Origin of the sequence: Candidatus Nitrosotalea sp. TS, from assembly GCF_011319465.1 — an archaeon.
Classification (GTDB): Archaea; Thermoproteota; Nitrososphaeria; order Nitrososphaerales; family Nitrosopumilaceae; genus Nitrosotalea.
On record NZ_RCMB01000009.1, the window covers coordinates 61802 to 74682 of the forward strand.

General features: G+C 40.4%; 17 protein-coding genes, 2 tRNA genes and 2 pseudogenes. 10 read left to right on the plus strand and 11 right to left on the minus strand.

What is annotated here, in order from left to right:
- Positions 1 to 134: 134 nt before the first annotated feature.
- On the minus strand, positions 135 to 473 hold the full coding sequence (locus DYY67_RS04340) for a RidA family protein (protein ID WP_320415963.1): 339 nt from the start codon (positions 471 to 473) through the stop codon (positions 135 to 137).
- Positions 474 to 727: 254 nt separating this feature from the next.
- Here DYY67_RS04340 and DYY67_RS04345 point away from each other — a divergent pair, with 254 nt between their 5' ends.
- Together DYY67_RS04345 and DYY67_RS04350 are read left to right on the plus strand one after the other, a co-directional pair.
- Positions 728 to 1198 (plus strand): VOC family protein, encoded by a 471-nt coding sequence (locus DYY67_RS04345; RefSeq protein WP_166391077.1) that lies wholly within the window; start codon positions 728 to 730, stop codon positions 1196 to 1198.
- A gap of 36 nt (positions 1199 to 1234) precedes the next feature.
- Complete coding sequence (locus DYY67_RS04350) at positions 1235 to 1660, plus strand: cupin domain-containing protein (RefSeq protein ID WP_166391079.1); 426 nt, start codon at positions 1235 to 1237, stop codon at positions 1658 to 1660.
- A 20-nt stretch (positions 1661 to 1680) separates the two neighbouring features.
- Here DYY67_RS04350 and pheT read toward each other — a convergent pair whose 3' ends face one another.
- Genes pheT through DYY67_RS11880 form a run of 3 tightly spaced genes read right to left on the minus strand, consistent with a single transcriptional unit; the run spans position 1681 to position 4734 of the window.
- Entirely contained in the window at positions 1681 to 3312 is a 1632-nt protein-coding gene (gene pheT / locus DYY67_RS04355) for a phenylalanine--tRNA ligase subunit beta (protein WP_166391081.1), read from the minus strand.
- Positions 3303 to 4190, minus strand: coding sequence for a phenylalanine--tRNA ligase subunit alpha (gene pheS, locus DYY67_RS11875; RefSeq protein WP_445082572.1), 888 nt, complete (start codon positions 4188 to 4190; stop codon positions 3303 to 3305). Before pheS ends, pheT begins: the two co-directional genes overlap by 10 nt.
- A complete protein-coding gene (locus DYY67_RS11880) occupies positions 4111 to 4734 on the minus strand; it encodes a hypothetical protein (protein WP_445082573.1) in 624 nt (207 codons plus the stop codon). The genes pheS and DYY67_RS11880 overlap by 80 nt, the downstream gene beginning before the upstream one ends.
- An 89-nt stretch (positions 4735 to 4823) precedes the next feature.
- Here DYY67_RS11880 and DYY67_RS04365 point away from each other — a divergent pair, with 89 nt between their 5' ends.
- Together DYY67_RS04365 and DYY67_RS04370 are read left to right on the plus strand one after the other, a co-directional pair.
- Positions 4824 to 5471, plus strand: a complete 648-nt coding sequence (locus DYY67_RS04365; protein WP_166391085.1) for an ArsB/NhaD family transporter — start codon at positions 4824 to 4826, stop codon at positions 5469 to 5471.
- Between the two features lie 195 nt (positions 5472 to 5666).
- Positions 5667 to 6101, plus strand: a complete 435-nt coding sequence (locus DYY67_RS04370; RefSeq protein WP_338140779.1) for a hypothetical protein — start codon at positions 5667 to 5669, stop codon at positions 6099 to 6101.
- Here the strand turns inward: DYY67_RS04370 and DYY67_RS04375 are convergent.
- On the minus strand, positions 6095 to 6499 hold the full coding sequence (locus DYY67_RS04375) for a VOC family protein (protein WP_166391089.1): 405 nt from the start codon (positions 6497 to 6499) through the stop codon (positions 6095 to 6097). The genes DYY67_RS04370 and DYY67_RS04375 overlap by 7 nt on opposite strands.
- A 58-nt stretch (positions 6500 to 6557) precedes the next feature.
- Between DYY67_RS04375 and DYY67_RS04380 the strand changes: the two are divergent.
- Together DYY67_RS04380 and DYY67_RS04385 are read left to right on the plus strand one after the other, a co-directional pair.
- Positions 6558 to 7681, plus strand: a pseudogene (locus DYY67_RS04380) (tryptophan--tRNA ligase).
- Between the two features lie 2 nt (positions 7682 to 7683).
- Positions 7684 to 7965 carry a hypothetical protein gene (locus DYY67_RS04385; RefSeq protein WP_166391091.1) on the plus strand — a complete coding sequence of 94 codons (282 nt, stop codon included), beginning with the start codon at positions 7684 to 7686 and terminating at the stop codon, positions 7963 to 7965.
- 2 nt (positions 7966 to 7967) lie between these two features.
- Here DYY67_RS04385 and DYY67_RS04390 read toward each other — a convergent pair whose 3' ends face one another.
- The 4 genes from DYY67_RS04390 to DYY67_RS04400 form a co-directional block, all read right to left on the minus strand.
- Positions 7968 to 8279, minus strand: a complete 312-nt coding sequence (locus DYY67_RS04390; protein ID WP_166391259.1) for a hypothetical protein — start codon at positions 8277 to 8279, stop codon at positions 7968 to 7970.
- A 104-nt stretch (positions 8280 to 8383) separates the two neighbouring features.
- The gene (locus DYY67_RS11530; RefSeq protein WP_320415964.1) at positions 8384 to 8509 is read right to left on the minus strand and encodes a hypothetical protein; all 126 of its coding nucleotides are present in this window, start codon (positions 8507 to 8509) and stop codon (positions 8384 to 8386) included.
- Between the two features lie 87 nt (positions 8510 to 8596).
- Positions 8597 to 8830 carry an adenylyltransferase/cytidyltransferase family protein gene (locus DYY67_RS11535; RefSeq protein WP_320415965.1) on the minus strand — a complete coding sequence of 78 codons (234 nt, stop codon included), beginning with the start codon at positions 8828 to 8830 and terminating at the stop codon, positions 8597 to 8599.
- 36 nt (positions 8831 to 8866) lie between these two features.
- Positions 8867 to 9952: an FxLYD domain-containing protein gene (locus DYY67_RS04400; RefSeq protein WP_166391093.1), complete on the minus strand. Its 1086-nt coding sequence runs from the start codon at positions 9950 to 9952 to the stop codon at positions 8867 to 8869.
- Positions 9953 to 10254: 302 nt separating this feature from the next.
- On the opposite strand from DYY67_RS04400, the gene DYY67_RS04405 reads away from it, so the two are divergent.
- Positions 10255 to 10668, plus strand: a complete 414-nt coding sequence (locus DYY67_RS04405; RefSeq protein ID WP_255492800.1) for a hypothetical protein — start codon at positions 10255 to 10257, stop codon at positions 10666 to 10668.
- Here the strand turns inward: DYY67_RS04405 and DYY67_RS04410 are convergent.
- The gene (locus tag DYY67_RS04410; protein ID WP_166391095.1) at positions 10665 to 10829 is read right to left on the minus strand and encodes an LPXTG cell wall anchor domain-containing protein; all 165 of its coding nucleotides are present in this window, start codon (positions 10827 to 10829) and stop codon (positions 10665 to 10667) included. The two genes, DYY67_RS04405 and DYY67_RS04410, sit on opposite strands and share 4 nt — an antisense overlap.
- A gap of 213 nt (positions 10830 to 11042) precedes the next feature.
- On the opposite strand from DYY67_RS04410, the gene DYY67_RS04415 reads away from it, so the two are divergent.
- Positions 11043 to 11300: a hypothetical protein gene (locus DYY67_RS04415; protein ID WP_166391097.1), complete on the plus strand. Its 258-nt coding sequence runs from the start codon at positions 11043 to 11045 to the stop codon at positions 11298 to 11300.
- Between the two features lie 685 nt (positions 11301 to 11985).
- Here DYY67_RS04415 and DYY67_RS04420 read toward each other — a convergent pair.
- A tRNA-Ala gene (locus DYY67_RS04420) sits at positions 11986 to 12056 on the minus strand.
- A gap of 87 nt (positions 12057 to 12143) precedes the next feature.
- Between DYY67_RS04420 and DYY67_RS11885 the strand changes: the two are divergent.
- Positions 12144 to 12704: pseudogene (locus DYY67_RS11885) on the plus strand (thioredoxin family protein).
- An 82-nt stretch (positions 12705 to 12786) separates the two neighbouring features.
- Positions 12787 to 12874 (plus strand) — tRNA-Ile (locus tag DYY67_RS04430).
- The last annotated feature ends 7 nt before the right edge of the window (positions 12875 to 12881 follow it).

Below are 12881 nucleotides of genomic sequence, written 5' to 3' on the forward strand. Positions count from 1 at the left end.
TATTAATCCAGTGAGTTTTATCCAACGTTGCATAACAGGCACAAAACAGCGATTCTTATGCAATATTCATGGAAGTTCTGAAGATGTCAGGGTTTGAGTATAAAATGTTGCCTGTGCAATTTCGTGGTTTGGAACTATACTACTGCTTCTGCCTCTATTTCCACAAGTATTTCAGGATCTATAAACCGGTTAACCTCCACCATTGTGCAAGTGGGCCTGATCTTATCAAAAAACTCTGAATGTGCTTTTGCGATTTTCTTCCAATCTTTGATATTGGCTACAAAAATCCTTATGCGCACCACATTTTCCAAGTTTGAATCAAACTGCTTTAGTGTTGACTCGATATTTCTTATTGCCTGTACTGCTTGTTTGTATGGATTTCTTTTTCCTACTATCTTGCCAGATTTGTTAGTTGCAGTAGTACCAGAAACATAGATGACAGAACCTACACGAATTGCTCGTGAATATCCCACTATTGATTCCCATTTTATACCTGAAAAAACTTTTTTTCTATCCAATCACTTTTTATTCTTTAATGATAACTTGATAAGGTTTTCAATTTTGTCTTGCGAAAGCGAGAGAATTTCATTTCTTGCCTGTTAAACTTTCTAAATTCGTGCTCAGAAATTATAAATTTGTCACAATTGGAACCCAAGACTCCCTATTTCTACTAAAGATGACTGGGAATCAAAAAGGTATAAATTTGATCAAACAAAACTTGGCAATAATGGTAAAACCAATTCCAGATGGATATCACTCTGTTACTCCCACACTGACCATAAGTGGAGCATCTGACGCAATAGAATTTTACAAAAAAGCATTTGATGCAAAGGAAGTTAACAGGTTTCTAGGACCAGACGGCAAGTCAATAATGCATGCAGAAATTAGAATTGGTGATTCTGCAATAATGCTTTCTGATGAAATGCCATCAATGGGATGCTTGTCGCCAAAATCAACAGGAGGGCCAAGCGGTGCAATATACTTGTATGTGAACGATTCAGACTCTGTCTTTAACAAAGCTGTTTCAGCCGGTGCAAAGCCAATGATGCCAATGATGGATGGGTTTTGGGGAGACCGTATAGGCGCTATTTCAGATCCTTTTGGCCACAGGTGGACGATAGCAACCAGGAAAAAAGAAATGACGATGGAAGAGATAGAAAAAGCTGGTCGTGAATTCATGAAAGGCCAATGCAAATAAACGAATCTTTTTTACAAGAATAAAAAAAATTCCAGCATGATAAAACAAACATTTGATTTTCACGGTACAAAGATTACCATCAAGACTTTTACTTCTGAAACTAATGGCGCATATACAGTACTTTATGTAATACATCCTCCCAATGTAGGACCTGCATTACACATGCATCCAAAAGGCGCTGAGAGTTTTTACATAATCAAAGGAGAATATGAATTTGTACTTGGAGACAAGACATTGAAAGCTAAAACTGGAGATGTGGTAACAGTTCCAAAAGGCATTCCTCACAAATTTAAGGTTGGAAATAGCGGCGGTCAAGTGTTGATAACAAGTCCACCTCACTTGGAAAATTATTTTTTCCAGGTAAGTGAGCTATTAAGTAAGGGCGATGTCTCGTGGGAAACAGAATTCTCAATAGCCAAACAATATGGACAAGTTTTCTTGGAGAATGCAGGTCACTGGTAAGCCAAAAATGGCTTCCGTAACTAAATGAGGCCTGTGAGTTTTATTTCAAAGCCGGCTACTGGTATTCTAAGCTTAAAGTTATCCAGTACCTCAGGTGCCAGCTCCCCAATAATTCCAATCTTTTTACCGTTAACAAGAATGTCTGCAGTTCTTCCCTGAACAAATAACGGATCATTTGAAATTTTTGTTGTGGTGGAAACATCAAATCCTGACTTTAAAATGGATTGCAAGATTGATTTTATTTCTGTATAGCTTACATCGTTGTGCGCACTTGCACATGCAAGATGAATCTCTTCGTCAACTGGATCGTCTCTGTAAAACGCAGTTCCTATCTCAAAAATTTTCTGAGGATATGTCTCGTGTATGTTTCTTGACAGGACGTCAACCAATCCTGGAAGTAGTGCGTCACGCAGTATTTGATGCTCCTGGCTCTTAGAGTCAGATACTGATATCATGCCAGACGAGTCTCTTTTTGCCAAATCATATAGAATCTGTTTTCCTGTCAATCCAAAGTTCATCACTTCAGAATATCCAAGACCGATCATTGTAGACCTTGCTGCTTCTAGTGATACAGTGACTTTATTTTTTTGACCGGCAGAGCTTGCCTGCGGTATTGTAGGGATTAGATTTTGAATACCATATCCCAGTGCAACCTCTTCTACAAGATCAATTGGCCCAAAGATATCAGTCCTGTATCTTGGAACAAGGCAGAGAATTTGCTTACCCTTTACAGTTGCATCAAGCCTACTCTTTCGAAGCGACTTTACAATAACAGATGTTGATACATCAAGCCCTAGCGTGTTTTTCACAAGTGCTGGATCAAGCAGCATTTTCCTAGATGCCAACAGTGGAGTAGAGTTTCTCGGTCCCAATATTCTGACAGATGACAGTTTGAATCCGGCACTTTGCAAGGCATATGACACCACGGCAAGTGCGTCTTCTGCGGCATTTTTGTCAGTGGCAGTTACCTCTACCAAGAGATTTTTGCTTGCAGTTGTAACTTCGGTCAGCTTTGAATTGATTATTGGTGGAAATGATATTGTGTTTTGTGCAGAATCCACAATAACAGGAACTTTCTTGCTTCCTTCCAGCAGGTGCTTGTATGTCATGCCAGTCTCTTTTTTATCAAGTATTTCAGATACAGTCATGCTGTCTTGTGAATTTAGTGGGACAAACCTGTGGACTCTCTCCACAGTCTTGTATACAAGAGGGAATTTTATTTTGCTCAGGTCATGTACGCCGATCGAGACCTTCTTTCTTTTTCTCCCAATACCGTTATGCAGATCTTCCTGCATTGTGATTATCTGTCGTATGGTTTCATCATCCATCTTTCCATTTAGTGCCTCTATTGCAACGATATATGGCCTGACCTTTCCAACGGAAGCATCTGCTTTTATCACATGAGTTCCTTTTTTGACCCTGAGTTGCGGTACTCCAAGCTTTATCCCAAGTATGCCTTGTAAGCTGGTAACTATGCCATAATCTGTTGAAAAGTCCGGCCTGTTGGGGCTGTATTCAACATTGATGTGGTCTTGCGCTTCTTCTTCAATATCAAGACCCAGAAATGGCAATGCGGAAATGATTTTCTCTTTTGCAATCTTTCTTCCCAGCAGTTTTGTTATCCTGTTAAAGTATAATGTAACTACTGGCATTTTGGTACGCTCCTCAACCATCCCAATTTGTTGTTGTACAGTTCACGAACATCATCTAGCCCATACTTTAGCATCGCAATTCTCTCAATTCCTCCTCCCCATGCAAGAACTGGATTCTTTATGCCAAGTGGTTTTGTAACTTCGGGTCTAAATATTCCCATTCCAAATAACTCCACCCACTTGCCAAGTCTTTCATTGTATATCATGGACTGGAGGGAAGGCTCGGTATACGGGAAAAATGTTGGCCAGAACTTGGCTTTTTTAATTCCCATTTTTCTATAAAATTCCATCTGCAATCCCATCAAGTCTCGCAGTGTTACGTTCTTTCCAACAACTACTCCTTCCACCTGATTGAATTCCACTAGATGTTTGTAGCTGACCTTCTCGTTGCGAAAGACTCTGCCTATTGAGAATAGCCTTGCCTCATCGTATTCTTGGTCTGCCAGCGCCCTTATGGTAACACATGTAGTATGAGTTCTCAGGACCATTCTTTTTGCAGCATCTAGACGCCAGTCATAGTGCCATCCGTTCTTGTGGGCCGCGTCGACTTGCTTGATTTGTTTTGGTGTTGCAACGGACTTTGCGCTGACATCTTTGAGATAAAATGTATCCTGCATTTCCCTTGCAGGATGGTCCTGTGGAATAAACAATGCATCAAAGTTCCAAAAGCTGGATTGTGTACTGTTACCGACCAGCTCAGCAAATCCCAGGCTGACAAATATCTCTCTGACCTCATCAATTACGTCTGCCAATGGATGGCTTCGTGCTGCAAAGACTACAGGGGCAGGTGCCTCCACATCAATTGCGCGGCTTGCAGACTCGTCTGTTACCTGGCTTGCATTCTTGGCAGCCTCTGTTCCTTTTTCTGTTACGCTCACTGTGGTATATTTCGTAGAGGTAAAAGTGACAAACTCCTGGCCTTTTTTTGAGCAAGTCAAGTGCGTCCTTGTCTTCTATCTCGTCTAGTAGTACAGTTGCAGGATTTTTTGATGCAATTAATTTTATGATTTTTTCTTCTGATGTGGTATCGTGGTACCCCTTGAGCATGATTCTGTTTTCATGTATTTCTATCCAGGCATTTTTCTTGGCGTTTGCAATGGCTGGGCTAAATTCATTTTTTAGTTGATCTTTTGCCTCGTTGATTTCACATGAGGATGCATGTAGTGATTTTAGATAATCGACAAGTTGTCTCTCTGGCAGTCCCTTTTGCAATGACTCGGTTCCCCTTTTTCCCAGTGCGACAAAACTTTTTTCAGATTCTGTGACCTGGACCAAGTCTTTGAACTTGAGCCATTCTATGCCACGCCTTACTTGGTCTATTGATAACTGGGATTTTTCAGATAGTTCTTCTGGTGTCAGGTTTTGCTTTTCAAGCAATGACTTTAGGATCTTTTGTTCTATCGGATGCAGAACTTGAGACATTATGACAGACACCCAAAAAGACTTTTTAAAGCATGCTTTTTTGGGGTCTTGAAAATAAGATTAATGGGTAGAACTAGTACGAACTAGTCATGAAAGAATACATTGCGCTTGCAATCTTTGTGTTCATCTACATACTCATAGTTGGCAGAATAAGATTCAAGATACCAATATGGGCGTCCATGCTGATCGGGGCAGCACTAATGATAGGTTTTCAGATAATCAGTCCCGAATCTGCCTTCAAGGCAGTGCAACTTGATGTCATAATGTTTCTTTTTGGCATGTTCAGCATAGTCTCTGCCCTTGAGAAGGCAGGAGTTTTGAGAATGGTTGCAGTCAAGATGCTTGCAAAAGCAAGATCAGTCAATGCGTTACTCATGATTTTTGTTGTTGGCATGGGAATTCTTTCTGCTTTCTTGGTAAATGACACCATTGCGTTAATTGGCATACCGCTTGTTGTGTACATATCAAGACAGCTAAACATCAGGCCTGCAGTATTTTTGATATCACTTGCATTTAGCATTACGGTTGGAAGCGCCATGACGCCAATTGGCAACCCACAGAATCTTTTGATTGCAATTCAAAGCGGGATAGCATTTCCCTTTACTGATTTTCTAAAGTTTCTTGCAGTGCCCACAATTATCAATTTATTTTTGACATACTATATACTGCGTTTTTATTTCAAAAAGGAACTTGTTCTTGTTGATTACCAAAGCATTGCCTTGGATGATTCCACATAGAAAACAAGAGGCTTGCAAAAATTTCCATAATTGTACTTGTAGCAACCATCATTGGTTTTTTTGTTACAGAGGCACTTCATTTTCTTCAGATTGCAAACATTAGCGTCAGCGTGGTAGCGCTATCAGGTGCGGCAGTAATCTATCTCATAAGCAAGGAACGCAAAGAGATAATGCAGAATGTGAGATTATTCGGTTTTGGTGTTTTTTGCTGCAATGTTCATAGTTACAGCGGCAGTTTGGTCATCAGGTGCAATACCCATGATAATGACTCACATACCAACTCCAAATCCACATGACTTGTTACAAAGCAATGCTGTAATTTCTGCTACAAGTGTAACATTGAGCCAAGTACTGAGCAATGTTCCGTTTGTCTCACTGTACCACTATGTAATGATAAACAATGGATTTTCAAGTGACAACGTGGCACAGTGGATGATGCTTGCAGCTGCAAGTACCATATCTGGCAACCTAACAATTCTTGCCGCTGCAAGCAACGTCATCATAATTCAGGCCTCAGATTCTAAGGGAATCAAGGCATTTACGTTCTTTGAGTTTTTAAAAATAGGATCAATTGTGACTGTGGTAAACTTGCTAGTCTTTTACTTTTTTATCGCATTGTTGGGTCACTGATTTATTGCCTTTGGATCCATCCAGAATATTTCCCAAATATGACCATCAGGATCTTCAAAGCTTCGTCCATACATGAAACCGTGATCCTGTGGTGCTCTTGGCTCCTTTGCCCCTGCAGCCAAGGCTTTGCCAAGCATTTCATCAACCTTGGCTTTGTTTTCTGCAGATAATGCAATCAAAACTTCAGTGTTCTTCTTGGCATCAACAATTTCTTTTTTTGTGAACGTTTTGAAAAACGATTCTACTAGAAGCATTGCATAGTTATCTTCGCTGATTATCATACATGCTGCATTCTGATTAGTAAATTGTGGATTAAAGGTAAAACCAAGTTTTGCAAAAAACTCTTTAGATTTGTTTAGATCTTTCACCGGGAGATTTATGAAAATTTTTGTTCCCATTTGTATCATGCCAGTTTACCATAAAGACTTTTTAAACCTTAACCTAACTAAACCATGAATGTCGTCTGAGGATTTCACAGTAACCCCTTGGAGCGTAGAAGGCGATATCGATTATGACAAATTGATACAGAAATTTGGCACTGAAAAAATTTCAGACGAGCTGCAGGCACGCGTAAAAAAGATAACAGGCGAGGTTCACCCGATGCTAAAGCTTGGATATTTTTTCAGCCACAGAGATTTTGATAAAATTTTAACAGAATATGAAAAAGGCAACAAGTTTTACCTGTATACAGGCAGGGGTCCCTCAGGCTCTATCCACATGGGACATTTGCTGCCATGGATATTTACCAAATATTTGCAAGAAAAATTTGGTGCAAATCCTCATCTTCCAGATTACTGACGATGAAAAGTTTTTGTATAATGATGAAAAAGTCATTCCAGGACGTATCAAAGCACACAACAGAGAACATCTATGATATTATAGCAGTAGGGTTTGATCCAAAAAAGACAAAGATTCTGGTAGATACTAAAGACATCAAGAGGATTTACCCAATAGCACTTGAGATAGCAAAACGCATAACATTTTCAACTGTCAAGGCAGTCTTTGGATTTCAAAATTCTACAAATATAGGAATGATAGGTTTTCCTCCAATCCAGGCTGCGCCATGCTTTCTTCCGTCAGTCATAGAAGGCAAGCCGACACCTGTTCTCATACCTGCTGCAATAGACCAGGATCCATACTGGCGTGTCACACGGGATATTGCAGAAAAGATGGGGTATCCCAAGCCTGCACAGATCCACTCTAAATTTCTGCCAGGACTTGGGATGCAGGGAAAAATGTCATCTTCCATTCCAGAGACTGCAATATTTACAACCGATACAGAGGAGGCAATAGACAAAAAGATCTCAAGTGCATTTACCGGAGGCCAGCCAACTGTAGACATGCAGCGAAAGCTTGGGGCAAACTTTAGCATATGCTCTGTATTTTGGTACCTGCGATACTTTTTTGACACCGAGAAAGAATCAGACGAGCGGGCAAGAAAGTGCAGGGCAGGCGAGCTTCTTTGCGGCGAATGCAAATGCAACCTCAAGGATGCCACAAAGCCATTCATTGCAGATTTTAAAAAGAAGCGAGAAAAGGCAAAGGACCAGGTAGACCAGTTCTTGTTTGACAAGTCTTGAAGATGAAAAAAGAGATATCCTGTGAAGACGAGTATGAAGCGCAAAAGCTTGCAAGCCTAATCTACATCAAAGACAACAATGAAACCTTCATAGCTGGAATACTTGAAATCATTGAAAATGAGCTTGTGATATCGCTCAAGGACAAATCAGCTCATCAGCATACTTTTCAAGGACAGGTCAGAGCAGAATCCTTTGCAGATTTTATCCAGTCTGTAATAGAAGAGGCCAACAGGCTTGTTGATACCAGAGTCACCCAAAATGTAGTAGAAATAACTAAAGAATAATTCTACACCAGAGACTTGTCCATTTCTTGCGATACAATTTCCTGCACTTTGAGAAAGTACAGCTTGGTCGTATAGGGCATGTCATCGATGTTATTTCCTATTGCAATCATGAGATACCGTACTGCGCGCTTTGAGATATCCAAGTTGAACTTGAGATACAAAATTGGATCTTGTTTTACATTTATCTTGTCTACTAACCACGGCGGCGCCATCTCTTTTGCCTCTGCAATTACCTTCTTGTACCAAAATGCAATGTTTGCAGGATCAAGACCGTCCTTTAGGAGATCGATATCAGAAGACATTTTGTTTAGCATGCTGTCAGTTATTTCCTTCAATGGTACTACAGAGGTATTTTTGGGGTTTTAGAACGATTACTCAAATATAGACTAGTCAACGGTCAAGAATATTGCCATCAGAGTCAATCTCTGCATCTCTTGATTCGTGATGTTGATATGCGTATACCATCCCTTGCAAGAACCATTGGCACTACAATCACGTCAACATCGGGCAAGTTTTTTCTGTCTTCGAAGCATATTGAGTTCATTTCCCTGAAATGCAGTCTCTTCGACTTACAACCAGGGCCTCTACCTCTTTTTCCAAGACTGCCGGGCCAAAGTCATTTTCTAGCTTGCTAATATGTATACACCACACCTGGAAAATTTCTTTGTATGGTACCTTCCAAGGCGTGGTACCTTTGTACATAATCATGAATCAGGTGCTTGCCTTTTTTTGCAGCAAGCTCGTCTCCTGTCAGCCCAATAATGACTTTGGTAGATATGCCAAACCCCTTGCGCAAAAGTTCCATATGTCCTATATGTAAAATATCAAATGTTCCGCCAAGGGCTACTGTCCTGTATTTTTTCATATAGATATGACTACAGATACCAATTAAATGATATCACTATTTGACAAGCGCGATGTTAATCTTGGTTCCTGCAGATGAAATTGGTATGCCGTTAGAGTCCCACACGTATGTTTCGATATAATACTGGCCCGCGTTATCAGGAGTCCAGGATATGGATTCTGTGTGGTCCTGGTCAGTTCCGCCCAAGAATATGCCCGTCGTATTTCCAATAAACTCTACCTGTCCTCCAAACTTCTTTACTTGTACATAATAGACATAGGGTTGCGGACTGTTAAGCAGGTACCTCAAGTCGCTGCTTATCTTGACTGGAGCATCTACTGGTATGGAAGCATATTGGCCTCCGGAAGGATTTGTGACGTTTGTGTTGCTTATCAGGACAGGCAACGACGCAATGATGTTTGTGACATCAGTAGGCATCGATTGGTAATTGTCAGACTCGGCAATGATCTGGAATGTTTTTGCTCTGCTGCTAGGGGTAGACGTTATGGTAAAGTTTGCGCTATTTCCTGCAGCAGTGTCTGGTACCGTAGTTGTATCAATTGCAACTACTCTTTGAAATACGTCATATGTTATTAGATATAGATGGGTATTTGTGGAAGTGGATGTTCCTCCGTTTTTGAGGGTGCCATCTAAGATAAGATTGTCAGATAGCTGAAGTGAGATTGACGGTATTGTCAACACCTGATCTTTTACAGACGCTGGCGTAAAGCCTGCCAGGTCAACTGCCACTTGGCTAATTGACGGGTTGGCCTTTGTTGAGGATATTGAAAATGGTGCCATGGAGTTTGGTGCTACAACTTGGAGAAGTGTGGTGCCGGTCTTGTATTCTAGTACATTGTTGTTGGCATCCTCAAATGTAATGCCGACTTTGACGTTTGATACTGGAAAGCTGTTGGTATTTTCAACTTCGCCCAAGACTACCGTTGTTCCATCTGGCGCCTTGCTGCTGTATGTGGAGCAGACAACAACTGTAAGTGTAGTTGAAGGAGGTAGATTCTCGCCTGTTTGCGGGGCATTTTGCTGGCATGGAGACTGGGCTGCAGTTCCCTCTGCCGATGTCCAAAGAATGCCGGCTGAAAACAATGCAAAAATCAGCAGACCTGAAAGAATTATGATTCTCATATACCATACTTTTTGCGCAAGTGATTAATCATATGCGACATATCATAATCTATACAACGTGGACTAGAAGCTTTTACCAAAATATACTCAGGCGTGATACAATTACAAAAAGAAGAATAAAAGGTGGTAACTTACTTGTGTTTCTTTATTGCAGTGATTACACACCAGTACACGAATCCGGGGATTAAACCAACGGCCAATGGTATGTATACGCCTGCTTGACTCCAATCTTGCATTTTCTAATTACCTAGCTAATCAGAAACGATATAGTATTTAAATCCATCTTTCAGAAATCGCGTCTCATGGACCATTCTTCTTTAAATAAAACGAGACTAGAGTTGAAACTAGGTTTGGAAATAACAATAGATCCTTGGAAGGAATTAATCATACATGAAGTGCTCGAGCTAAAGTTTGATGACTGGGTCACCCAGGTGATTGCAACTGCGCGATCAGCAGGGGGTGGCATACCCACAATCTTTTGGGCAGACGGAATTGCGTTTCATTTTTCAACTTTTCCAGACACTGAAACTACAGTGCAGGAAAAGATCAAAGGAAAAATACACTATTCATCTGTAACATTTGCAGTCAAGGAAAAGTTTGAGCGACAGGTGGTAAAAGAGGGCGGTACTGTTAACTTTACAGATGTTGGCCACAACGAGATATTTAGCAAGCTGATAAGCAAACTCAAGGCAGAGTCCAAGTTCAAGGGAAACTAGTTCTTCTTTACTTTGCGGTACACCAGACCAACTCCTGATACTACAAGTGCTGCACCTATGGCAAAAAGATATGGTGGATTTGACTCCATTGGCACCAAGAAGATTCCGGCAGTAATCATAGCAAGATAAAGCAGCATCTCAGAGTCAAAGTCCCAGGCCATTTAATGTTGCCCGGTATTTTCCATAGTATAAAGAATGCTATGGATGCCATTTTGGATAAATAGGAAAAAATAGGAAAAAATGGCCCCTTGTATTTTTTGTATTTTGCTTGTTTTTTTGTGGTTTGATTGGTAGAAAAGGATGGGATTTGTCAAAGGTGGATCAATAACAAAGATATCCAATGCTTTTATTCAGTGTCTAACGATATCTGTACAATGAAGGAAGTTGTATTTGTGATTATTGCAGTTATTTTAGCTGCCTCTTTTGTAATTTTCAGAGTTCTTCCAAGCAAGGGATACGGATATCTTTCCAGGCTTACATGTACGAAATGCTCGCACATATTTGATTACAGGTGGATACCTGGCGGATCCGCATCGTTTACAGTAATCAGACTTGGGAAAAAAAGATACATGAGATGCCCAAGTTGTCACAAGTGGTCCATGTTTGATGTCTGGTCAACCAGAGTTTCATAGTTTAGAATACGACCTGTTTGAACCATGCGGATAGCATACAATTGCTACAGGATAAACAGAAATTTCCTTTTAATTTCCAGTGTTTTCTACAAGGCTAAAATATTATTGAATCTCAGAAGACTTTATTACAATAATCAATTTTTCATTACTATTATTTGACACCAACTCAAAGAAGCTTGCTAGCAGGTTGTCTAGTCGGTGTATTTTCATCATTAATAGGAAATTACTATATTACGATCGACTTTAACAGCATTATTTTGCAGTTGTTGCCCCGTATCATATTTAGCAGCATAGGAACCATAAGTACAATATCAACCATTTTGTTTGTTTTTGAATTAAAAAAACTCCCCCACTTTTTCAGGGATGGATTAGTAGGTTTTGGAATTCCGTTTTCCGCAATGGATTTTGTTTTTCTTTTGAATAATGTTACTGTGATTCATATGAAATAATTCTTGTAGAATCTCCATTAAAAACAGAAATGAAAACGTTATATCATAAGAATCTATAGACTCGGCTTGTATTTTACCATCCATTACTGTTTTCGATGACAACGTTTCTATTTTGGAGTTCCAAGTCAGGTATAAAAAAAGAAAAAGCAAATGATTTGTCGCTACTTTGCCCGGAGAAAAGGCAGTATTTGAGAATTTCTGGACCGGAAAGCGATATGTGTAACCATCGTAAGGAGTGGACTGGAGGGGATTTGAACCCTGACCCCCCGCGTGCAAGGCGGGTATTCTACCGCTGAACTACCAGCCCATTGCATGGATTGAAAAGCGCACAGATTTTAATTGTTCTCTTTGTGTGACAAAGATTTTATTGATATTGTCACACCAAAAAGATATCATGGTCTTACTCAAATCCGAGATCGTTTTAAAAACAGGCGACAAGGCGCCAGAGTTTAGCCTGCTTGGAATAGATGACAAAAAGCACGCCCTATCAGAATTCAAGGAACACCAGGCATTACTGGTTGTTTTCATGTGCAACCACTGCCCATATGTACAAGCCAAGGTTTCCGCAATGAACGAAGTTGCTGAAAAATTCAAGGGAAAATTAGCAATGATTGGATTAACAGCAATGACCCGACAAACTATCCAGACGACAGTTTTGATGCCATGAAGACGTTTGCAAAAGAGCGAGGCATAAAATTCACGTATCTTGTAGACGAGACAGCAGGAAGTTGCAAAAAAATACGGCGCAGTCTGCACTCCAGACCCGTTTCTCTTTGACAGTGACAGAAGACTTGTTTTCCATGGCAGAATAGACAATGCAATGAAACCAGAAGACAACCCTACAGAGAAGACAATGATTTCAAATGTAGAGAAATTGCTTTCAGGAAAAAAGATAGAGCGAGACTTTGACCCGTCCATGGGTTGTTCCATCAAGTGGAAAAGCCAGCCCCAATAACTGAGCTTGTTTGTAAACCCCGATAAGTAGTTGAACTGAAAAGCCAGCAGACTTAAATGACAGTTGAATCGGAAAATTTCTTGGGCCGATAGCTCAGCTTGGCTGGAGCGTTCGACTGATAAAATTATTCAGATATCGAAAGGTCGTGGGTTCGAATCCCATTCGGCCCACTTTTGT

Coding starts and splice junctions, on each gene's coding strand:
- DYY67_RS04345 (WP_166391077.1), top strand. CDS start 728: ATGGTAAAACCAATTCCAGATGGATATCACTCTGTTACTCCCACACTG.
- DYY67_RS04350 (WP_166391079.1), top strand. CDS start 1,235: ATGATAAAACAAACATTTGATTTTCACGGTACAAAGATTACCATCAAG.
- pheT (WP_166391081.1), bottom strand. CDS start 3,312: ATGCCAGTAGTTACATTATACTTTAACAGGATAACAAAACTGCTGGGA.
- DYY67_RS11880 (WP_445082573.1), bottom strand. CDS start 4,734: ATGTCTCAAGTTCTGCATCCGATAGAACAAAAGATCCTAAAGTCATTG.
- DYY67_RS04365 (WP_166391085.1), top strand. CDS start 4,824: ATGAAAGAATACATTGCGCTTGCAATCTTTGTGTTCATCTACATACTC.
- DYY67_RS04375 (WP_166391089.1), bottom strand. CDS start 6,499: ATGGGAACAAAAATTTTCATAAATCTCCCGGTGAAAGATCTAAACAAA.
- DYY67_RS04385 (WP_166391091.1), top strand. CDS start 7,684: ATGAAAAAAGAGATATCCTGTGAAGACGAGTATGAAGCGCAAAAGCTT.
- DYY67_RS04390 (WP_166391259.1), bottom strand. CDS start 8,279: ATGCTAAACAAAATGTCTTCTGATATCGATCTCCTAAAGGACGGTCTT.
- DYY67_RS11530 (WP_320415964.1), bottom strand. CDS start 8,509: ATGAACTCAATATGCTTCGAAGACAGAAAAAACTTGCCCGATGTTGAC.
- DYY67_RS11535 (WP_320415965.1), bottom strand. CDS start 8,830: ATGAAAAAATACAGGACAGTAGCCCTTGGCGGAACATTTGATATTTTA.
- DYY67_RS04400 (WP_166391093.1), bottom strand. CDS start 9,952: ATGAGAATCATAATTCTTTCAGGTCTGCTGATTTTTGCATTGTTTTCA.
- DYY67_RS04405 (WP_255492800.1), top strand. CDS start 10,255: ATGGACCATTCTTCTTTAAATAAAACGAGACTAGAGTTGAAACTAGGT.
- DYY67_RS04410 (WP_166391095.1), bottom strand. CDS start 10,829: ATGGCCTGGGACTTTGACTCTGAGATGCTGCTTTATCTTGCTATGATT.
- DYY67_RS04415 (WP_166391097.1), top strand. CDS start 11,043: ATGAAGGAAGTTGTATTTGTGATTATTGCAGTTATTTTAGCTGCCTCT.